17 protein-coding genes and 2 tRNA genes are annotated in these 21,197 nt (G+C 35.5%); 10 read left to right on the top strand and 9 right to left on the bottom strand.

Annotated features, from left to right (window positions below; translation table 11 throughout):
• Window positions 1-95: 95 nt before the first annotated feature.
• Window positions 96-177: transfer RNA gene (locus tag H5V42_RS06465), tRNA-Leu, on the top strand.
• A 304-nt stretch (window positions 178-481) separates the two neighbouring features.
• Here H5V42_RS06465 and H5V42_RS06460 read toward each other — a convergent pair.
• A complete protein-coding gene (locus tag H5V42_RS06460; protein WP_185782327.1) occupies window positions 482-1,813 on the bottom strand; it encodes an alkaline phosphatase D family protein in 1,332 nt (443 codons plus the stop codon).
• A gap of 168 nt (window positions 1,814-1,981) precedes the next feature.
• On the opposite strand from H5V42_RS06460, the gene H5V42_RS06455 reads away from it, so the two are divergent.
• Window positions 1,982-3,445 (top strand): sensor histidine kinase, encoded by a 1,464-nt coding sequence (locus H5V42_RS06455; protein ID WP_185782326.1) that lies wholly within the window; start codon window positions 1,982-1,984, stop codon window positions 3,443-3,445.
• Window positions 3,446-3,462: 17 nt separating this feature from the next.
• On the opposite strand, the gene H5V42_RS06450 is transcribed toward H5V42_RS06455, so the two are convergent.
• The 7 genes from H5V42_RS06450 to H5V42_RS06420 all read right to left on the bottom strand — a co-directional run bounded on the left by H5V42_RS06450 (window position 3,463) and on the right by H5V42_RS06420 (window position 13,150).
• Window positions 3,463-4,914, bottom strand: a complete 1,452-nt coding sequence (locus tag H5V42_RS06450; protein ID WP_185782325.1) for a serine hydrolase domain-containing protein — start codon at window positions 4,912-4,914, stop codon at window positions 3,463-3,465.
• A gap of 212 nt (window positions 4,915-5,126) precedes the next feature.
• A tRNA-Asp gene (locus tag H5V42_RS06445) sits at window positions 5,127-5,200 on the bottom strand.
• A 121-nt stretch (window positions 5,201-5,321) separates the two neighbouring features.
• Entirely contained in the window at window positions 5,322-6,251 is a 930-nt protein-coding gene (locus H5V42_RS06440; protein ID WP_185782324.1) for a DUF58 domain-containing protein, read from the bottom strand.
• Window positions 6,252-6,320: 69 nt separating this feature from the next.
• Entirely contained in the window at window positions 6,321-6,638 is a 318-nt protein-coding gene (trxA, locus tag H5V42_RS06435; protein ID WP_185782323.1) for a thioredoxin, read from the bottom strand.
• A 153-nt stretch (window positions 6,639-6,791) separates the two neighbouring features.
• Entirely contained in the window at window positions 6,792-7,991 is a 1,200-nt protein-coding gene (locus H5V42_RS06430; protein WP_185782322.1) for a hypothetical protein, read from the bottom strand.
• 65 nt (window positions 7,992-8,056) lie between these two features.
• Window positions 8,057-12,550, bottom strand: a complete 4,494-nt coding sequence (dnaE, locus tag H5V42_RS06425) for a DNA polymerase III subunit alpha (protein WP_185782321.1) — start codon at window positions 12,548-12,550, stop codon at window positions 8,057-8,059.
• A 126-nt stretch (window positions 12,551-12,676) separates the two neighbouring features.
• Window positions 12,677-13,150, bottom strand: coding sequence for a ferritin-like domain-containing protein (locus tag H5V42_RS06420; protein WP_241731855.1), 474 nt, complete (start codon window positions 13,148-13,150; stop codon window positions 12,677-12,679).
• Between the two features lie 334 nt (window positions 13,151-13,484).
• Here H5V42_RS06420 and H5V42_RS06415 point away from each other — a divergent pair, with 334 nt between their 5' ends.
• Genes H5V42_RS06415 through H5V42_RS06395 form a run of 5 tightly spaced genes read left to right on the top strand, consistent with a single transcriptional unit; the run spans window position 13,485 to window position 18,054 of the window.
• Window positions 13,485-14,087 (top strand): 30S ribosomal protein S16, encoded by a 603-nt coding sequence (locus H5V42_RS06415; RefSeq protein WP_185782320.1) that lies wholly within the window; start codon window positions 13,485-13,487, stop codon window positions 14,085-14,087.
• Window positions 14,088-14,098: 11 nt separating this feature from the next.
• Window positions 14,099-14,629, top strand: coding sequence for a ribosome maturation factor RimM (rimM, locus tag H5V42_RS06410; protein ID WP_185782319.1), 531 nt, complete (start codon window positions 14,099-14,101; stop codon window positions 14,627-14,629).
• A 56-nt stretch (window positions 14,630-14,685) separates the two neighbouring features.
• Window positions 14,686-16,113 carry a sulfatase family protein gene (locus H5V42_RS06405; protein WP_185782318.1) on the top strand — a complete coding sequence of 476 codons (1,428 nt, stop codon included), beginning with the start codon at window positions 14,686-14,688 and terminating at the stop codon, window positions 16,111-16,113.
• A complete protein-coding gene (locus H5V42_RS06400) occupies window positions 16,110-16,820 on the top strand; it encodes a tRNA1(Val) (adenine(37)-N6)-methyltransferase (protein ID WP_185782317.1) in 711 nt (236 codons plus the stop codon). The genes H5V42_RS06405 and H5V42_RS06400 overlap by 4 nt, the downstream gene beginning before the upstream one ends.
• 55 nt (window positions 16,821-16,875) lie before the next feature.
• On the top strand, window positions 16,876-18,054 hold the full coding sequence (locus H5V42_RS06395) for an acyl-CoA dehydrogenase family protein (RefSeq protein ID WP_185782316.1): 1,179 nt from the start codon (window positions 16,876-16,878) through the stop codon (window positions 18,052-18,054).
• A 70-nt stretch (window positions 18,055-18,124) separates the two neighbouring features.
• Here H5V42_RS06395 and H5V42_RS06390 read toward each other — a convergent pair whose 3' ends face one another.
• Complete coding sequence (locus tag H5V42_RS06390; RefSeq protein ID WP_185782315.1) at window positions 18,125-18,592, bottom strand: outer membrane protein assembly factor BamB family protein; 468 nt, start codon at window positions 18,590-18,592, stop codon at window positions 18,125-18,127.
• 29 nt (window positions 18,593-18,621) lie between these two features.
• On the opposite strand from H5V42_RS06390, the gene H5V42_RS06385 reads away from it, so the two are divergent.
• Genes H5V42_RS06385 through treF form a run of 3 tightly spaced genes read left to right on the top strand, consistent with a single transcriptional unit; the run spans window position 18,622 to window position 21,191 of the window.
• A complete protein-coding gene (locus tag H5V42_RS06385) occupies window positions 18,622-18,918 on the top strand; it encodes a sensor histidine kinase (protein WP_185782314.1) in 297 nt (98 codons plus the stop codon).
• The gene (locus tag H5V42_RS06380; protein WP_185782313.1) at window positions 18,908-19,543 is read left to right on the top strand and encodes a response regulator; all 636 of its coding nucleotides are present in this window, start codon (window positions 18,908-18,910) and stop codon (window positions 19,541-19,543) included. The genes H5V42_RS06385 and H5V42_RS06380 overlap by 11 nt, the downstream gene beginning before the upstream one ends.
• 55 nt (window positions 19,544-19,598) lie before the next feature.
• Window positions 19,599-21,191 (top strand): alpha,alpha-trehalase TreF, encoded by a 1,593-nt coding sequence (gene treF, locus H5V42_RS06375; protein WP_185782312.1) that lies wholly within the window; start codon window positions 19,599-19,601, stop codon window positions 21,189-21,191.
• Window positions 21,192-21,197 lie beyond the last annotated feature (6 nt).

The raw sequence follows: 21,197 nt of genomic DNA, 5'->3' as shown, positions 1-21,197 counted from the left end.
GCTGCAAATTTACACATTAATCTGGCTTGCTAAAGGATTAATGCAAATTTTTGATTTTGAGATTAAAATTATTGTTTAGCTTTGCAATCCTTTTTGCCTTGGTGGCGGAATTGGTAGACGCGCTGGATTCAAAATCCAGTTCTTTCGAGAGTGTGGGTTCGATTCCCACCCAAGGTACTTTAAGAGAAAGCTGGGAATTTATTCTTGGCTTTTTTGTTTTGGAATAAAATAGGTACTTTACATTAGTTATTTTATGGTTCCAAAATTTAGTTTAATAGTGAAAGTCCCTTTTTAATTTATCTAAAATATCTTGAAATGCTTTAATCCGAATTTTAGCGTGCTGAGTATTAGTAGAATTAAAGGGTTCTTTTAAAAATAGAAATTGACTATTTAAAATTAACCTTATAGATGAAGGAATACGTTATCAAACTAAGGATAAAAAAAACGGATAGTACCACAATTATGGTCTAGCTAATTCCTATTAATACTTTAATTCACTTGCGGGTATATCTTTTGTCCAAAGTTGTTTGCCATCTTTGTCATTTATGGTGATTGTTAATACTCGTTCCTTTCTAGGACCTGTAACCTTAAGTAAACCAAAATTGTGTTCACCTACTAAAGTTTCTTCAAGTTTATAAACATTAGCTTCTTCTTTGCTAGGTGCTGCCCCAGCAGTAAGTGAAGAGCAAGTAAGGTCGTATAATGGATATACATATTTGCTTTCTTTCATTTTGCTTAAGCCTGTATGGTGTCTGTCACCATCTAGAAATAGTACTCCTTCAACTCTTGATTCTCTTATTCTTCTTAATAAATACTGTTGTTCTACAGGAAATGTTGCATAATTTTCATGTTCTGCCTCAGTGCTTATTACTTGATTACCAATCACAATGAATTTAAAGCTTGCATAACTAGCTGTTAATGCATTTATTAACCAATCTATTTGTGCCTTACCCAAAATTTGCCGCTCAGTGGTATAATTTCGATTGCTGGTTCTGTAATAGCGATTGTCTAATAAAAAGAACTGAATATCTCCCCATGTAAAACTACTTGTGATTCCGCCATTATCTAAAACATCATAATGCGGATTGCCCCAAAAGAGTTTAAATATTTCTGATGAGGTATTTTTCATCCAAAAACTGCCATCAGCATTGTTTGGACCAAAATCGTGGTCATCCCAAATAGCATAATTATGAGTTGAAGCTAATAGGGGTTGCATTTCTTTTAACGAACGGGTATGTGTGTATCTGTGTATTATTCCTGTTCTAGAATTCCAATCAGGTTCTCTTAAATAGGTGTTATCTCCTAACCACAACATAAAATCTGGTTGTTTTTTATAGATAGCTTCAAATATTTCGTAATCGCTTCCATAAGGTTTACCTGGTCTATCCATTTCGGGTTCATTTACATAGGTACAACTACCAATAGCGAATTCTATTTCTGGTGGGTCTGTACGCCATTGCCATAATTGTTGGGTTTGAAATTCCATGGGATAGTCCCTTTCAATTTTGTTTCCATCTACAAAAACGGTATAGGTATATTCTTTTCCTGGGTAAACCTTATCTGCAATTAATTTGGCTATAAATCCATTTTCCGAAGTAGTTTGTATAGCTTTAGTAGTATACCTCTGTTCAGGATTTTCTTTTTCAAAATATTCAATGGAAACAGTTGCTTTTTCAGTAGTTTGAACCCATAACAGTACTTCTTTCATGGTTGAATACCCAACCATAGGTCCTGACTGAATTTTATCTTGGGCTACAGCAGTATTTGCGATAAGAATACAAAGCAAAAAAGCGAGTTGAAATAGTTTTGTCATTTTGAAAGTATAGGCTTTAAAAATACGGCTATCTCTAATTTAAGGTATTATCTTAGGGTAAAATATTATATTGAATGCTTAGAGGGAGCTATTTTATGAATAAATAAATTATTGAATTTCAATTTTAATATCTAACTTAAACTAATTCGACTACTTAACTATTTTTTTTTGGAAGTAAGGTTTTTTACGACTGTTGTTTTTGCAGCTATTTTTAGTGTATTTGGCATATACCATTTGCTCTCTTATTTTGTGTTAAAACACAAAATACTTCTCTATTATTCTGTTCTTATTTTTGGGTTAACATTACATTGGAGTCTCTACATTTTTGTACAAGGTTCACTGGGTGAAGACCTCGCTAATTTTGCAAACAATGCCTCTTTAACTACAGCAATGTTGTCAACCTTAGGCATGCTACTGTTTACACACAATTATTTGAATATTGCGCAAGAAGATTTTAAAAGATTACATGTCTCTTATAAATTATTAATCACCGTTGTAATTTGCCTGCCAATTTTTAGTGTGTTAAACATTCTTTTTTTTAAAATAGATTGGTTAAATGGTATTTTAGAATTGATTGCCGCATTTGCGGCCCTATTGGCTACCATTGTAAATACAGTTTCTGGCATTCTTCTGTTTAAAACAAGAAAGTTTAATGCCTATTATTTGTATGCAAACACCCCATTGTTAATTGCAGGTTTACTTTATATTGCAACATGGTTATTTATAGATTATTTGCCAATAGATACTGATTTAATGGTGCTAATTTGTTCAGTTTTAATAACCCTTCAACTCATACTCTTTTCAATTCTAATTGGATTTAAATTTAAATATTTAGAAGATGAGAATATTAAAATGCAGGTTACCGCAAATGAAGTTTTAAAAACCGAAGTAGATAAACAAACAAAAAACCTTCAGATTGCAAAGCAGACTTTAGAAGTGCAAAACCAGGAATTACTCAAAGTAAATAAGCTTAAAAATAAATTATTCTCTTTAATAACTCATGATGTTAGAACACCGCTTAATAATCTAAGTGAGATAATTGATATTATAGAAAGTGATGTTGCTAATGAAAACATGAAAATGTTCACCAGTAAATTAAAAAGTGATATCTCTTATAAAATTACTATGGTAAATGGTCTTTTACAATGGTCTTATAAGCAGTTAGAAGGTGTTACTTTAAAAAAGGAGAATTGTAATCTAGCTTCTATTTTTTCTTCTATTGAAAAAGAATTTGAAAAAATGGCTGAAGACAAAAAGATTTCTATTGAATTGCGCATAGAATGTGAGGCTATAGAGATTGATAAAAATATGCTATTAGTAGTGCTTAGAAATCTAACTTCAAACGCTATAAAGTTTAGTCAAAAAGGACAAAAAGTAGTTCTATGGTCTAGATGTATTGAGGAACAAATTGAATTGGGTGTGCAAGACTTTGGGGTTGGTATGAGTGCTGATTGGTTTGATAATCTCCAACAAAAAGAACGCCCTAAAACTAGTTTAGGAACAAAAGGCGAAAAAGGTACAGGTTTCGGACTAATTATTGCAAAAGACTTTACAGAAATGAATGGCGGTATACTTCTATGTGAAAGCGAAAAAGATAAAGGCACTAATTTTATACTTCGATTTGTAAGGTGAACATAGACTTTAATATGCTATTTTTTCGTCGATGTATAGTCCTTTGGAAAAGCTTTTAATACCTCTCTAGTTAAATTCCACCTATCAAAACCTTGTTTACCATAATCTAGACCTCTTCTAACAATTACTAAGTCATGAGAAGGTACTACAATCACATATTGCCCACGATTACCTGCGGTGGCATACGCATCTTTAGGAATATCATTTCTGTCATCTGGCACTAACCACCATTGACCTCCATAGAAATTACCACGATTAGCTGTTGATGGGGCAGGGGTTCTCACAAAATCAACCCATTCCTCTGAAAGTAATCTTTCGCCATTCCAAAGACCATTTTGTTGGTAAAGCATACCAAAACGAGCTAGGTCTCGGGCATTGGTATATACCTGACTACTAAAGATAAAATCTCCAAATCTGTCTGTACTCACAAAAGTGTTGCGCATTCCAATTTTGTCAAATAGAGCTTTTCTTGGGAACTCAGAATAAGTTTTTGTATCACCTAAGGTATTTTTCATTGCTAATACCGCCAATAACGTATCGTAGTTTTCATAATCCCAATAAGTGCCTGGTTTTCGAATAAGACCTCTGTTTCTTGCTCCATTTACTGAGCTTGCACCTGCCCAATATGCTAATCCTGAACCTGTGGCATATTCCATTCCCCTGCTATCTACGGTATAAAGACCGCTAGACATGTTTAAAACATGCCTTAGCGTAATATCTGCACGAGGGTCATTTTTCTCAGTTTGCTCTTTAGGCAACCATTCTATACCTAAAGGATTATCTAATTCCATTTTTTCTTGGTCGACTAAAATACCAATTAATGTAGCGGCAATACTTTTAGCTGTGGACCAAGTTCTGGTTTTTGTGCTGATATCAACCCCGTCAGCATAACGTTCATGAATAATTTCTCCTTTATGAACAACTAAAAGACTCAGTGTCTGCTGCTCTGGGTTATCTCTTTCAAATGACCAATTTGAAGCTTCAGTTAGTAAACTAGGATTAATGTATTTAGGTAGTTTTTGTTTCTTTATTAAATCTCCTTGGGGCCACGGAATATTAGCAGGGTCACCAGAAAGTGATGATAGCTTTTGTATTGGAAGTTCGTTAACTATTTTAAAATCTTGATTAGGTGCTAAAATAATACAACCAATGCCTTCTCTATAAGCTGCTCTCATTATCGGGAAATTTTCCTCACTTCCAATAGTTACTGTTTTTCCATCCCAGTCAATATAGTAATCACCGCCTTTTGCCGTTCCAATAGGTTCTTTAAGATACTTTAATTCTTGATTATATACTTGTTCCAGTGTTCTGTTTGATGTGAATAAACCATTGCAGCATAAAACTGCCTGAACTCCACGTTGGATTGTTTTTCTGTTTGGTGAATAGTAATCATACGTTTCTTCTTGTTGCGAAAAAGTAATATTGATTGCTAAAACAAAAAGGGTGAACAGAATTAGATTTTTACGCATTACTTTTTTCTAAAAGATTAATTGATAGTAGCCGTACTAAAGGGTGTAGCTAATATTGATAGAAATTAGCTAACTACAATATAGTTATTCACACTGAGTTTTAATGTATTGAAAAGTGAACTTGTTTACTAAAAAGGAGCTTCCACCTAAGAAGAGGTGCTAAAATTTGACATAAAAAAACCCCTCACATTTCTGTAAAGGGTTTATTTTTGCGGTCTGGACGGGACTCGAACCCGCGACCCCCTGCGTGACAGGCAGGTATTCTAACCAACTGAACTACCAGACCAATGATTTTATCTTAATAAAGACTCTTGCAACAGCGAGATTCAAATCTTGTTCGTTTGCTTTTCTCAAAGCGAGGGCAAATATACATTCACTTTTTGGTACCAACAAAATTTTTTTTGCCTTTAGGCAAACTTTTTTCGCTCAGCTAAAAAGGTGTTTAAAACTGTAGCAAAGTCATCTTGTATGTTAACTCCCACGTACTTAATCTTATAACGCATACAACTTAGCTCTAATTCTTTAATATAGTTGGTGACCTTTGTCTTGTAAGCTTCTTGTACAGTTTCAGCATATAAGTCGATATGCTGACCAGATTCTACATCAACAAAGCGTTTTGGATTGTTGTCGAAATCAAAATTTATTTCGCTATTATAATCTAATAAATGAAAAAGTACAACTTCATGTTTATTGTATTTTAAATGTCTTAATGCTTCAAATAATTTTTGTTCTTCAACTTCTGTTTGAAACATATCAGAAAAAAGAAATACAAGACTTCGTCTATGAATTTTTTCGGCTACTTCATGCAAAAAACCGTAAGTTCTTGTTTCTTTTTTTTCAGGGCTACTAATGGTAATAGAATTTAATTGCTGTAAAAGCATTTGAAAATGACGTTCATTACTTTTCTCCGTTGCATAAAAAGCATTCTCCTTGTCATAAATACTTAAACCAACAGCATCTCGTTGTTTTTTGAGAATCTGCATTATGGCGGCAGTGGCTAAAGTGGCATACCCAATTTTATTAAGGTTTTGTAGTGATAAATTTTTGACTTTTGGGTAATGCATGGAGCTAGAATTGTCCACAATCATATGGCAACGTAGGTTGGTCTCTTCTTCGTAGCGCTTGGTGTATAACTTGTCTGTTCGCGCAAATAGCTTCCAGTCTATATGCTTGGTGCTTTCACCTGTATTGTAGATTTTATGCTCGGCAAACTCTGCAGAAAAACCATGAAACGGACTTTTATGCATACCACTTATAAAACCCTCAACTACTTGAGTTGCCAATAGCTCTAAATTGTGAAATAGAGCAGCTTTTTGTAATTCTGAATTTATATTCATCAGAACTAATTTACACGAAAAAGGCCTGACTTATGTCAGGCCTTCTATAAATCTTAACTGATTCGTATATTATAATGCAGCTTCTATTGCATCTGTATAAACTTTCTTAGGAGAAACTCCTACTTGGCGACTCACAATTTCACCATCTTTAAATAATAATACCGTAGGTATGTTACGTACACCATATTTAGCAGCAAATTGCTGATTAGCGTCTACATCTACTTTACCAACAACGGCTTTGCCATCATATTCAGAGCTTACTTCTTCAATGATAGGACCTACCATTCTACAAGGTCCGCACCAAGCTGCCCAAAAATCTACCATTACTGGTTTATCACTTTTTAAAACAACTTCTTCAAAAGTTGCATCTGTTATTTCTAATGCCATGATATTTAATTTATGTTCACAAAATTAGTCAAAAAAAGTGCCAAACCTTACATGTGTTAACATTGCTTTTGCCTATTATCCTATCAGTTAGAATGATAAAAGGCCATCATTACTGATGACCTTTTAAAATTTTAAAATATATAGGGGGAACTTCTAATCTCCATCTGAATCTGAAGAGCACTCTAATGATGCATTACCATCTTCTGCACACTCTTCACTATACACAACTTCGCCGTCTGTGTTGGTAACTACAATGGTGTAAACACCATTTTCTTCTGAAACTTCTACACTTAATTCGGTTACGTTGTCAAATTCTATTTCTCCACAGCTTGTCTTTAATACACAGCCTGTAAAACTTGAATCATCATCTTCATCTTCATCTTCATCATCTTCATCATCTTCATCATCATCATCATCATCGTTATCATCGTCATCATCATCATCATCATCATCGTCTCTATGATTATCTCTATCTCCTCTATCGTGGTCTCCGCGTCTACGGCCTAAAGTAACTTCTTCGGTAGTTCCATCGGGTAGTGTCATTACAGCAAAGCCATCACAAGTGCCATCACCGTAATCTAAGGTGGTTGTACCCTCAGCAGTGGTGTACGTTTTTACACCAGACACTATAAATTTACATGCAGCGGGCTTCACTAATGGTGTGGTAATTTCCATTGAAAAACTCGTACCTAAACCATCATAACTGTAAGAACCTGTAATGGTTTTGGTATTGTCTACCCAAGTTCTGGTATCACCGCCTTCTGTAATTTCAACTGTTCTATTACCGGTTTTGGTTATAGTGCCTTCAGCAGTTTCAACTTCAATGGCTACAGTACCGCTCATTTCTGGATTTCCGTTTTCGTTGGCTGATGTCCAAGAGTAGGTTTTTACACCATTTATAACATAGCCGTTAATGTTAAAATCAGTAATGGTTAAGGTGTTTTCAGAGCTACCTTCAGCAAAGGTTTCGGTCTTAACTAAAGTTCCGGTAATAGCATTTCCATTTCTGTCTTCACATTCTCCAGTAAACGTCATGGTTACTGTGATTGCGTTTTCTTCTTCAACTACTACAATATCAGCGCAGTTTTGAAAATACCCAGAGTCACCATGGTGGTCATCATCATCATCTTTACTTGTTTTAGCATAAGATGTGGAAACCCCAAAATAAGAACCAGAATATAATGCAATGTCGTCTAAGACATCATCTGCTTCTTCTACCGAAGCTTCGAGATTAATAGACGTTGACAGTTCGGTGTTTAGCCCTTCTTCAGTAAGAGCTGTGCCTAAATCTTCGGTTTCGCACGCAACAAAACCTACAGATAAGGCAAGTAACAAAATCTTTAGATGTTTCATAGAAGTATTATTATAATTATTCGTTTTCTATGTAACAACTACAGTAAGATTAACCCTACCTTAATTTAATTCAATTTGTAAAGAATCTCTTGTTCGCTAAGTGTTTGCAATAAATCTGTTGTGATATTTACCTTTTGTTTTCGGCTAGATAGATTGAGTTTTATTTTTTCTTCTTGCTCGTAAACCACAAAATTTAAGGTATGATTACCTTTATGGGAATTAATAGCTGCTTTGAGATTTGAAATTCGGTTTTCATGAAGATTGGCAATATTTAGCTTAATAGTTAACTTTTTGGCGTTAGACTCCATTACGTCTTGTAACTGTTTAAATTCGTTAAACTGCAATCTTGGTTCTCCTTTTTTACCCGTTTCTCTATTGACCCAACCTTCTCTCACATAGACTTTTACGTGAACAAATGAGTTGATTAGTAAAAAGTGACGAAATTTTAAATATTCTTCTCCGAAAATTCGAAATTCATGAGAATCGGTATAATCTTCTACGGTAAAAAGTCCCCAGCCCTTTCCGTTTTTTGAAACCCGATGTTGCATATCTGTAATAACACCAGCAAAAGTGAGCTCTCTGTTTACGTAGGGTTCTAATTCTGCCTTAAAGATGCCTATTTTGGTGTTGCAAAACGAATCGATTTCAATTTTAAAATCATCTAACGGATGCCCAGAAATGTAAATACCAACCACTTCTTTTTCTCTTCGCAATTTTTCCATAGTTCCCCAATCTTCACAAGGAGGAACTACGGGTTCTGGTATTTGAACTTCGCTAGCGTCTCCAAATAAGCTCACCTGAGAAGAATTTTGGTTGTCTTGGTATTTAGCACCATATTTAATTACTTTTTCTAAAAAACTTATACCGTCTGCCTCTTGATGAAAGTACTGTGCTCTGTGTGTATTTTCAAAAGAGTCAAAGCCACCGGCTAAGGCTAAATTTTCAAACGCTTTTTTATTGGCAGCGCGCAAATCTATACGTTTTGCCATATCAAAAACAGAACGGAAAGGACCGTTTTCTCCACGTTCTGCAACAATGGCTTCAACTGCAGACCTACCTACCCCTTTTATGGCTCCCATACCAAAACGCACAGCGTTATCTTGGTTTACGGCAAATTTGTAATACGATTCATTAACATCTGGCCCTAATACTTCTAAGCCCATACGCTTACACTCTTCCATAAAAAAGGTTACCTGCTTAATATCATTCATGTTGTTAGAAAGTACAGCAGCCATATATTCAGCAGGGTAGTGGGCTTTTAGATATGCCGTTTGGTAGGCAATATAAGCGTAGCATGTGGAATGACTTTTGTTAAAGGCATAGGACGCAAAAGCCTCCCAATCTTTCCAGATTTTTTCTAGAATTTCTCTTGGATGTCCGTTTTTTTCGCCACCATCTAAGAATTGTGGCTTTAGTTTTTCTAGTAAAGCAAATATTTTTTTACCCATGGCTTTACGCAGAACATCGGCATCACCTTTAGAGAAGCTTGCTAGTTTTTGAGAAAGACGCATCACCTGTTCTTGGTATACGGTAATACCATAGGTGTCTTTTAAAAACTCTTCCATTTCTGGAAGGTCGTAGGTAATTTCTTCCTCTCCATGTTTACGTGCAATAAAACTCGGAATGTATTCCATTGGACCTGGCCTGTAAAGCGCGTTCATGGCAATTAAGTCATCAAAAACCGTAGGTTTAAGACTTTTCATATGCTTTTGCATTCCAGGAGATTCGTATTGAAAAATTCCTATGGTTTCACCACGCTGGAAAAGTGCATACGTATTAGGGTCATCTAGCGGAAATTCATCTGGAACTAGTTCTACTCCTGTTCTTGCTTTAACAATTTTAACGGTATCCTTAATTAAGGTTAGCGTTTTTAATCCTAAGAAATCCATTTTTAATAAGCCAGCATCTTCAACTACTGAGTTATCAAATTGGGTAACATAAAGGTCAGAGTCTTTAGCGGTGGCTACAGGTACAAAATTGGTAATGTCATCTGGAGTAATAATTACACCACAAGCATGAATACCAGTACTACGAACCGAGCCTTCTAAAATACGTGCCATGTTAACGGTTCTACTTTCTTCACTTTGCTCTTCGGCAATAGCACGTAATTCTAATACTTTTTCTAATTCTTCTGAGCGAAACGTCTTTTTAAGTTTAGCTTCTTCTACGCCAAACATTTTTTTAAACTTACCCATAGTAGGAATAAGTTTTGCAAGGCGGTCTGCCTGGGGTAAAGATAGATCTAACACCCGAGCAGTATCTCTAATAGAAGACTTTGCAGCCATGGTGCCGTAAGTAATAATTTGTGCAACTTGGTTGGCACCGTACTTATTAATTACGTAGTCCATTACGCGCCCGCGGCCTTCATCATCAAAATCAATATCAATATCAGGCATTGATACACGGTCAGGATTTAAGAATCGCTCAAAAAGTAAGTCGTATTTTATGGGATCTATATTGGTAATGGTTAAACAATAGGCAACTACTGAACCAGCTGCTGAACCACGACCAGGCCCAACTGAAACGCCCATATTTCTTGCTTCGCGAATAAAGTCTTCTACAATCAAAAAATAGCCTGGATAACCCGAATTTTCTATAGTAGCTAACTCAAAATCTATACGCTCTGTTATTTCTGGGGTAATTTCACCGTATCTTTTCTTTGCGCCCTCGTAAGTAATATGTCTTAGATAGGCGTTTTCTCCGCGTTTACCACCATCTTCTATATCTTCGGCGACTTTAAATTCATCCGGAATATCAAATTTTGGAAGTAAAACGTCTCTAGCTAAATCAAAAGCCTCTACTTTATCAACGATTTCTTGAAGATTTAAGACAGCTTCGGGAAGGTCTTTAAATAAGGACTTCATTTCATCAGAAGATTTGAAGTAATATTCCTGATTTGGTAGCCCGTAGCGATACCCTCTACCACGACCAATAGGGGTATTAACCAATTCACCATCTTTTACACATAAGAGAATATCATGTGCTTCAGCTTCGTCTTTAGTGCCATAATAAGTATTATTGGTGGCAACTAATTTTACATTGTGGTTTTTTGCAAATCGTTGTAAAACCTTATTTACGCGGTCTTCATCATCTTGACCGTGTCTCATGATTTCTAGATAGAAATCGTCTCCAAAAGTAGCTTTCCACCATAATAAAGCTTCTTCTGCTTGATTTTCACCAACATTCAAGATTTTGTTGGGTACTTCGCCATATAAATTTCCAGATAATGCTATTACATCTTCTTTGTACTGTTCAATTACGTTTTTATCTATACGAGGTACATAATAGAAACCATCTGTGAATGCCTTTGAAGACATTTTGGCTAAATTCTGATAGCCATTTTTATTCTTTGCCAATAAGACAATTTGATAACCGTTGTCTTTAACCGATTTATTAGTGTGGTCTTCACAAACAAAAAATTCACAACCTATAATTGGTGTAATTTCTTTTCCTAAAGGTTCTTCTCCATTTGTTATTGCCTCTTGGTTTTGAGCCTTAACCGCTTTGTTGTGTGCTTTAACTTCTTTTACAAAATGAAAAGCTCCCATCATATTACCATGGTCTGTAATGGCAACTGCAGGCATTTTTGCATCTGCCGCCAGTTTTACCAAATCTTTGGTGCTCATGGTGGATTGTAGTACCGAATATTGCGAATGGTTATGAAGGTGAACAAAGTCTATAGCTGCTAAATCTTGAATATTCTGTTCAAGTTCTTTTTCAGAAATATCATCGGTATCTTCTGCCCAAAGCGCATCAGCAATTTTTTTTGAAGCCTTACTTAGATTGATGTGTTTTAACCCAATTAGCTGAATTTCTTTTGGGTTGGCTTCAGAGAATTTTTGAAAATAGTCTGGTTGAACATCGAGTTGTTCAGCGGTATACTGTTTTTTGCGTACTAGTTCTAAAAAGCAACGTGTGGTTGCCTCAACGTCTGCCGTGGCATTATGCGCTTCTGCAAAGGGTTCGCCAAATAAAAATTGATGTAGCTCAGTTAAGGTCGGAAGTTTAAATTTACCCCCTCTGCCACCAGGAATTTTACAAAGTTCTGCAGTGTGTTCTGTACAGGTATCTAAAACGCCAAGTTTGTTCTTATCTACTTCTGCTAAATCATCAAAAGCCCAAGTACCTTCGTTATTTGGTTTGGTTTGAAAGTTATACGTTTCTAAATTGAGCTCATGATATCTAAGGGTGTCGTATTTTGGAGTAATGCCAGCTCTATAAAATTCGGCACCCATAACATTGATGTCGAAACCAACATTTTGACCAACAACAAATTTTGTTTTAGAAAGGGCTTCGTTAAATTTTTCTAACACTTTGTTTAAAGGAACACCATTTTGTTGCGCTAAAGCGGTAGAAATACCATGTATTTGCTCTGACTCAAAAGGTATGTCAAAGCCTTCTGGTTGAATAATATAGTCTTGTTGGTCTACCAAGTTCCCCATATCATCATGCAATTGCCATGCAATTTGTATTGCTCGTGGCCAATTGTTTGTGTCTGTCATGGGAGCCTTGTAGCTCTTAGGTAAACCCGTGGTTTCTGTGTCAAAAATCAGGTACATAAAACTATATTGGAATGGATAAAAATACCTAAAACAACCAATTTTTTAAATTCTAGTTTTTAGGAGTTATTAACCATAAAAAAAGGGTCGATAAAATCGACCCCTAAAACCTATTTCAATTATGTGCTATGATACAGCATTTTCGTAAATCTCAGAAAATTTTAGATTTTCTTTTATTTCGTTTTTTTGACGCATTAATATGCTTTCAGTTGATGGGGGTAGTATAAAATTCTTGTCGTTTAAAATAGCATCATAAGAATCCATGGCGGCTTTTTCGCCTCTTTCAACTTCTTGTAACATGGCTTCCTCTTCATTCATTGTCAATAGATTTTTAATATTCATCCAATTTCTATGAAGTGAACCTGTTGCGCTGCCACCTTTATCGGGTTGTTGGCCAAAAGCTTTTATTTCTGCTTTTAGTTCGTGTCCAAAATTGTATCGTTGTTTGGCTTTATTTTCAAAAAAGGTTTTAATCTGTTTGTTATTTACGTTGTCAGCAGCTTCTATATAGCCTTTTTCTGCGTCATAAGTACGTTCTAATAATTCATTTAATTTATTCGACATTTCAATTGTGTAGTTCTTCATTTTATCAATCTTCATTTTTGTTTTTAGGGGTTATTGTCTCTCAATAACTCTACCTATAAACTAATAATATTAAACGTGTAATCAAGCAATTAACATAGTTTATATTGCATTTAACGTTGCTGAGATTTTATGTTAATAGTCATTAACAATTGTATAGGAATTTGGCCTTGGGTTTTCTAATATTTCCAATGTACAAGAATTCCTAGCTACTCAGCAACGGAAACCTTGTAATTTTTTATATTTTAATATGGTTATACTGCAATTAAATGTATATTTGCATCCGCTTTTATAAAAAGCAGATTTAAAAGAATTAATAACCTGGGTCGGGCACCCTACAAATTAATGTGATATGCCAGTAAAAATTAGATTGCAACGCCACGGTAAAAAAGGAAAACCATTTTATTGGATTGTTGCTGCAGATTCAAGATCAAAAAGAGACGGTAAATTCTTAGAAAAGATAGGAACTTACAATCCAAACACCAACCCTGCTTCAATTGATTTAAGTGTTGATGATGCTGTTCGTTGGTTACACAACGGAGCACAACCTACAGATACTGCAAGAGCTATTTTAAGCTATAAAGGTGTTTTAATGAAAAAACACTTATTAGATGGTGTTAAGAAAGGTGCTTTTGATGAGGCAGAAGCTGAAAAGCGTTTTGTAGCTTGGGTAGAAGATAAAGAGGCTAAAGTACAAGCTAAACGTGATGGACTTTCTAAAGCAGAAGCAGATGAAAGAGCAAAAGCGTTAGCTGCAGAGAAAGAAGTTAACGAAGCTAGAGCTAAGGCGCTGCAGCCGGAGGCTGAAGAAGAGGTGACTCCAGAAACTCCTGAAGCTATAGACGCAAGTGCTGAGGTTGAAGCTGTTGAGCAAGCCCCGGAAGTTCCAGAAGAAGCACCTGCTGCTGAGGAAATGAAGGATGAAGCTAGCGAAGAAGAAGCTTCTAAAGAATAAAATATAAGACAATGCGCAAGGAAGATTGTTTCTACCTGGGCAGAGTCGTTTCAAAATATAGTTTTCGTGGTGAGGTATTACTTAAATTAGATACCGATGAACCCGAACTTTACGAAGAATTGGAATCAGTTTTTGTCGAATTAGGCAAAAATCTGGTTCCTTTTTTGATTAATAAAAGCAGTTTACATAAATCAACATTATTACGGGTAAAGTTTGATGATGTTGATGATGAAGCCACGGCTGATAGTATCTTAGGTAAAGGTGTGTTTTTACCATTAACAATGCTGCCAGAACTTTCTGGAAACCAATTCTACTTTCATGAAGTTGTTGGTTTCACACTGTTAGATACTACCTATGGTGATATTGGTATTATTGATTCTGTGAATGACTCTTCTGCTCAAGTACTCTTTGTAGCCATTAAAGATGATAAAGAGTTACTAATTCCCGTTACAGATGATATTGTGAAAAAGGTTGACAGAACAACCAAAACAATTCATGTACAAACACCTGAAGGTTTAGTAGACCTTTATCTAGATAACTAGGTTTTTCCGCTTTGGGGGGTTTCTCTTATCTTTAAATACTTTCAAAAAATAGAATTATGAAACCTATTTTTTATATCCTTTTTGGTTTATGTATTATGGGTTGTAAACAAGTGCAAAAGCAACCTGTAGATGTAACAGAAACAAGACCACCAAATATTGTTATTATTTTAACTGATGATCAAGGTTATAATGATGTTGGTGCTTTTGGCAGTGAAATAAGCACACCAAATCTTGACCAGATGGCGCTAGAAGGGGTAAAACTCACTAACTTTTACGCAGCTCAACCGGTTTGTTCAGCTTCTAGAGCAGCTTTACTTACGGGCTGTTACCCTAACCGTATTGGTATACATAATGCTTTTATGCCCAATTCAAAAGTGGGTATTAATTCTAAAGAAACCACACTACCAGAGTTATTAAAACCATTAGGTTATAAAACCGCAATATATGGTAAATGGCATCTGGGAGATGCACCTCAATTCTTACCTACCAAACATGGTTTTGATGAATGGTATGGTATTCCATATTCTAATGATATGTGGCCAAAACATCCACAGCAAGGGTCAATTTATAATTTCGATGACCTTCCATTATATCAAAATGAAAAGGTCATAGATACTTTGCAAGATCAATCACAATTAACCACTAACATTACTTTAAAAAGTGTAGAATTTATTTATAAAAATAAAGAAAACCCTTTCTTTTTATATGTAGCGCATCCACAACCGCATGTACCATTGTATGTTTCTAATAAGTTTAAAGGAAAGTCAAATAAAGGTTTGTATGGTGATGTAATAATGGAGTTAGATTGGTCAGTGGGACAAATAATTGGTGCTCTAAAAGCAGCTCATATAGATGATAACACCTTAGTGATATTTACTTCTGATAATGGTCCATGGTTAAGTTATGGTAATCATGCTGGTAGCGCACAACCATTTAGAGAAGGCAAGGGTACAGCCTGGGAGGGTGGACAGCGAGAACCATTTATTGCCGTTTTTCCTGATAGTATTCCAAGTGGAACCACAAGAAACGCGCCAGTAATGGCTATTGACTTATTGCCAACTATTGCAGAAATAACAGGTGCTACTTTACCTAATCAAAAAATTGATGGTACAAGTGCGTGGAGTGTTTTAAAAGGAGCTAAAGATGAAAGCCCTCAAGAAGCTTATTTCTTTTACTATCGAGTAAACGAACTTTTTGGGGTGAGATATGGCAATTGGAAAATGTACTTTCCACATACGTATAGAACCATGAAAGGTCAAAAAGCGGGTAAAGATGGTATGCCGGGTACCTATAGGAATATTAAGCTATCCGAGATTGAATTGTACGATTTGGAAAATGACCCAAGTGAAACCACAAATCTTGCAATAGACCATCCGGAAGTAGTAGCTAAAATAAGTGAATTGGCCGATGAGAAAAGAAAAGAACTCGGTGATAGTTTATTAGGTGTAGAAGGCAAAGAGGTGAGACCAGCAGGTAGTTTATGAAAATTTTTCAATTTAAACAGTTTGCGATTACACAAGATAAGTGTGCCATGAAAGTAGGTACAGATGGGGTGCTTCTTGGAGCTTGGGTAGACATACAAGATGGAATTGAAAGTGTTTTAGATATTGGAGCAGGTACTGGCTTGTTAGCCTTACAAATGGCGCAACGTTCTGGGGTTGATACTATTGATGCTGTTGAGTTGCACAACGATGCTTTTGAGCAATGTGTTGAAAATTTTGAAGCTTCAGAATGGTCAGACCGTTTATTTTGCTACCATGCTTCTTTTCAAGAATTTTTTCAAGAGATAGACGAGACATATGATTTGCTTATTGCAAATCCTCCCTTTTTTACTGAAGAAGTTTCTTCGGGTAACACACCAAGAGATAAGGCAAGACAAGAGCGTTCATTGCCATTTGAGCATTTGTTGTTTGGTGCAGCCAAATTGCTTTCTTCAAAAGGAAGTTTTGCTGTAATTATTCCGTTTTCAGAAGAAGGACATTTTTTAGAATTGGCTAAGCATGTTCAACTTTTTCCTAATCGAATAACCCGGGTTCGAGGAAACAAAAAAGTCCCAGTTAAACGAAGTTTATTACAGTTATCTCGTAACCAAAATGAAATAGAAATAAAAGAATTAGTTATTGAAAAAGAAAGACATGTGTATACACAAGAATATATCAATTTAACCAAAGACTTCTACCTTAAAATGTAACAATAGCTCTAGCTATTGTTGTAAAACGTTAGTAACTTTGAGAAAATACTTTTGAATGAAACCAGACTTATTTGAATCGCCCGATTATTATATGCTAGATGACTTGCTCTCAGATGAACACAAGTTGGTAAGAAATGCTACAAGAGACTGGGTAAAAAGAGCCGTTTCTCCAATTATTGAAGACTATGCCCAAAAGGCCGAATTTCCTTCGCAAATAATCAATGGTTTAGCAGAAATTGGAGCGTTTGGTCCGTACATACCATCAACATACGGTGGTGCAGGCTTAGACCAAATAAGTTATGGTTTACTAATGCAAGAAATTGAGCGTGGAGATAGTGGGGTGCGTTCAACAGCTTCGGTACAATCATCATTGGTGATGTATCCCATTTTTGCGTATGGTACAGAAGACCAACGTAAAAAATATTTACCCAAATTGGCCAGTGGTGAGTTTATGGGTTCTTTTGGGCTAACAGAACCTAATCATGGTTCAAACCCAGGCGGAATGGAAACCAAGTTTAAAGATATGGGTGACCATTACCTCTTAAATGGAGCTAAACTTTGGATTTCTAATGCTCCTTTTGCTGATATTGCCGTGGTTTGGGCTAAAAATGAAGAAGGTAGAATACACGGTTTAATTGTAGAAAGAGGAATGGAAGGTTTCTCTACCCCTGAGACCCACAACAAATGGTCGCTTAGAGCTTCAGCAACCGGAGAGTTAATATTTGATGACGTTAAAGTGCCTAAAGAAAATCTATTACCTGGTAAAAATGGTTTAGGGGCACCATTAGGTTGTTTAGATTCTGCACGTTATGGCATTGCCTGGGGAGCTATAGGTGCCGCAATGGACTGTTATGATACTGCTTTGCGCTATGCTAAAGAACGAACCCAATTTGGCAAACCTATTGCTGCTTTTCAATTACAGCAAAAGAAATTGGCTGAAATGATTACTGAAATTACGAAAGCTCAATTATTGGCCTATCGTTTAGGACAATTAAAAAATGAAGGTAAAGCAACCACTGCTCAAATATCTATGGCCAAACGTAACAATGTTGAAATGGCTTTGAAAATAGCTCGGGAAGCAAGACAAATTTTAGGTGGTATGGGCATTACTGGAGAGTATAGCATTATGCGCCATATGATGAATTTAGAAAGTGTGGTAACGTATGAAGGTACGCATGATATTCATTTATTAATTACGGGGGCAGATATTACCGGCATACAAGCTTTTAAGTAAAAAAAGCCCCAAAATAGGGGCCCAACCAACTAAAATTAAACTAACTCAAACTTTTTTAACAGGTTGTATTTTAATTGCCTTGATAATAACCAGGGCCAAAAACTCCGTTTTGAGCAACAACTATAGGTGTACTTATATAATCATACCTAAAGGAGTTGTTTAACCATAAAATTTCTCCTGTACTAGCATTCATGCTAAAAAAGCCTACATTGCTGTCTGTATCTGTAGTTCCAGTAATATTGTGACCATGAAAAAATAATCTTCCGTTGGCATAAACCGGACTAGTATCAATTGAGATATTTTCTTTGTACCAAATTTGACTACCATCATTAAGATTTACGGCAAATGGTCTTCCGTTTCTTGCAAAGGCGAAGCTACTTGCTTTTTCGTACACCCCAAAAACAACATTGTCAACTATAGTAGGTGTCCACATGGTATCATAACTGGTATCTAATGTCCATAATGGGGTTCCTGTTTCAACATCCAAACAATAGAGTCGAGAATAAATAGTATCATCAACAGGGATTCCATGAAACACAATTTTATGGCGATGAAAACGGTATTGATTTGAATCATCAAGTAACTATTTTTAGGGTAATACAAGAGCTCATTAATAATGCAGTCAAACATGCTAAAGCAACAGAGGTTTTAATACAGTTTATTCGAGAAGGCAACACTATTGATATCACAGTAGAAGATAATGGTGTTGGTATGTCAAAAGAAGTTTTAGAAAAAGAACAAAAAGGCATGGGTCTTTCAAACTTAAAAACACGTATTGCTTATTTAAAAGGAGAGTTAGATTTTCATAGCATAAAGAATGAAGGTACTACTGTAAACATACATCTTAACATTAATGCAGCATAAACCAATTGAAATAGTAATAATTGATGACCACCCTATGGTTATCGAAGGTTTAAAAACACTTCTAGAGGGGTTTGAATCGCTCAGTGTAAAAAACTATTTTACCACCGGCAAAGAGGCACTAAAATATGTAAATAGTAATGCCGTAGATGTAATATTATTAGATGTAAATCTTCCAGATATTAGTGGAATAGATATGGCTAAATTGATTTTAGCAAAAAACTCACAATCAAAAATATTGGGGCTTAGTACATATAATGAAGCAAGTATTATAACCCAAATGATTCGTAATGGGGTTAAGGGGTATTTGTTAAAAAACGCAAGTGCTGATGAGTTGTGCTTAGCTATTAAACAGGTTCACAGTAACAATGTGTATTATGGCAACGAGGTTCAAAAAATTCTTACTGAATCAATGGCACAAGAAATAGTAGAGGTGCCACAACTAACAAGAAGAGAAAAACATATTTTACAATTAATAGCAGATGGTAAAAAAACTAATGATATTGCAGAAGAATTATTTAATAGTCCATTAACTGTTGAAACGCATCGCAGAAATTTAATGCAAAAAATGGATGTTTCTAATGCCGCCGAAATGGTAAAGTATGCCATTCAAAACGGTTTATTGTAATGCTACATAAATAATTTCTATGATTTTGGGTAACTTAAACCCAAATAGAATGTAAATGTTTCGATTACCCTTATTTATAGTGTTTTTGGTAGTACTCTCTTGTAAATCAGAAACCAAAAACCAGCAAAGTTCAAAAGTTAATCAAGTAAATGTACCACAGGTAAATCTGCAAACTCCTGATGAATTGTTCGGTGAACTTTTTGTTGATGTTCAGCTAAGTGAATTATTTAAAGACAGTAAAACCTTTGTGGATTGTACCCCAAAAGATTCCTATAAAAATATCTTAGCTAGGTACACATCTGAAAAACAGACGGCCGATTTTGATTTAGAAACATTTGTACTAGAAAATTTTGAAGTACCACCATCTATTTCTTCTGATTTTAAAGCAGACTCAACAAAATCAGCGGCTGAACATGTAGCTTCTTTATGGCCAGTACTCACCAGACAGAGTGATACGGTTGCTAGAACAGGTTCTCTTATTCCTTTACCTAACCCTTATGTAGTACCTGGGGGTAGATTTAGAGAGGTGTATTATTGGGATAGTTATTTTACAATGCTAGGTTTAGTAGAAAGTGGCGAATTTGCGTTAATTGAAAATATGCTCGATAATTTTGCTCATTTAATTAGAACGGTTGGTCATATTCCTAATGGTAATAGAACATACTATATTACAAGGTCACAACCTCCGTTTTTTGCTCAAATGGTTAGTTTGTTAGCTCAAGAAAAGGGTGAAGCTATTTACCAAAAGTATAAAGAGGTTTTAAAGGCAGAATATGATTTTTGGATGAACACATCTAATGCAGAAACAAAGGCGTTTGAACATGTGGTTTATACTGAAGCCGGAATTTTAAACAGGTATTTTGACCGAGGAGTTTCCCCCAGGCAAGAATCATACAAAGAAGATTTCAACCAAGTACAGCAGACTAATGGTGGTGAAAAAATGTACTTAGATTTACGCGCTGGTGCCGAGTCTGGGTGGGATTATTCGGTTCGTTGGTTTGCAGATGGTAAAACTATTGAGACTATACAAACTACAGATATTATACCGGTAGATTTAAATGCATTATTGTACGGTTTAGAAGAAATACTCAAAATCTGTTATGCAGATAATCAAGGATACGTAAACCAATTAAAGCAACAACAAAGTGTAAGGATTGAATTTTTAAATACTACAGCATGGAATAAAGAACTAGGCGTTTTTGAAGATTTTAATTGGGTTAAAAATCAAGGAACAGGAATAAAATCTTTGGCCACGGTATATCCCTTGTTTTTTAAAATGGCTACACCAGAACAAGCAGATGCAGTTGCAAAAACCATTGAGTCAGCGTTTTTGAAACCTGGTGGGGTCTTAACTACCTTAACCTATTCTGGTCAACAATGGGACGCGCCTAATGGATGGGCTCCATTACAATGGATGACATTTAAAGGGTTGCAAAATTACGGTCATAAACAATTAGCAGATACCATTGCTAGTAGATGGGTTAATCTTAATGAAAAGGTATATCAAAACACAGGCAAATTTGTAGAAAAGTATAATGTGGAAGATATGACCTTAGAAGCAGGTGGTGGTGAATATCCGGTGCAAGATGGGTTTGGTTGGAGCAATGGGGTTTATCTAGCATTTAAAGGACATTTAAAGACTAATTAAAATGAA

This window comes from Croceivirga lutea, from assembly GCF_014235875.1.
In the GTDB taxonomy this organism is placed as follows: Bacteria; Bacteroidota; Bacteroidia; order Flavobacteriales; family Flavobacteriaceae; genus Croceivirga; species Croceivirga lutea.
This window is presented reverse-complemented; position numbering and strand designations above follow the sequence as displayed.

Bases quoted from the DNA above. Each gene is read 5' to 3' on its own strand.
- H5V42_RS06380 (WP_185782313.1), top strand. From the start codon at position 18,908: ATGCAGCATAAACCAATTGAAATAGTAATAATTGATGACCACCCTATG.
- H5V42_RS06400 (WP_185782317.1), top strand. From the start codon at position 16,110: ATGAAAATTTTTCAATTTAAACAGTTTGCGATTACACAAGATAAGTGT.
- H5V42_RS06450 (WP_185782325.1), bottom strand. From the start codon at position 4,914: ATGCGTAAAAATCTAATTCTGTTCACCCTTTTTGTTTTAGCAATCAAT.
- H5V42_RS06420 (WP_241731855.1), bottom strand. From the start codon at position 13,150: ATGAAGATTGATAAAATGAAGAACTACACAATTGAAATGTCGAATAAA.
- H5V42_RS06430 (WP_185782322.1), bottom strand. From the start codon at position 7,991: ATGAAACATCTAAAGATTTTGTTACTTGCCTTATCTGTAGGTTTTGTT.
- H5V42_RS06415 (WP_185782320.1), top strand. From the start codon at position 13,485: ATGCCAGTAAAAATTAGATTGCAACGCCACGGTAAAAAAGGAAAACCA.
- H5V42_RS06405 (WP_185782318.1), top strand. From the start codon at position 14,686: ATGAAACCTATTTTTTATATCCTTTTTGGTTTATGTATTATGGGTTGT.
- treF (WP_185782312.1), top strand. From the start codon at position 19,599: ATGTTTCGATTACCCTTATTTATAGTGTTTTTGGTAGTACTCTCTTGT.
- trxA (WP_185782323.1), bottom strand. From the start codon at position 6,638: ATGGCATTAGAAATAACAGATGCAACTTTTGAAGAAGTTGTTTTAAAA.
- H5V42_RS06460 (WP_185782327.1), bottom strand. From the start codon at position 1,813: ATGACAAAACTATTTCAACTCGCTTTTTTGCTTTGTATTCTTATCGCA.
- H5V42_RS06395 (WP_185782316.1), top strand. From the start codon at position 16,876: ATGAAACCAGACTTATTTGAATCGCCCGATTATTATATGCTAGATGAC.
- H5V42_RS06440 (WP_185782324.1), bottom strand. From the start codon at position 6,251: ATGAATATAAATTCAGAATTACAAAAAGCTGCTCTATTTCACAATTTA.
- dnaE (WP_185782321.1), bottom strand. From the start codon at position 12,550: ATGTACCTGATTTTTGACACAGAAACCACGGGTTTACCTAAGAGCTAC.
- rimM (WP_185782319.1), top strand. From the start codon at position 14,099: ATGCGCAAGGAAGATTGTTTCTACCTGGGCAGAGTCGTTTCAAAATAT.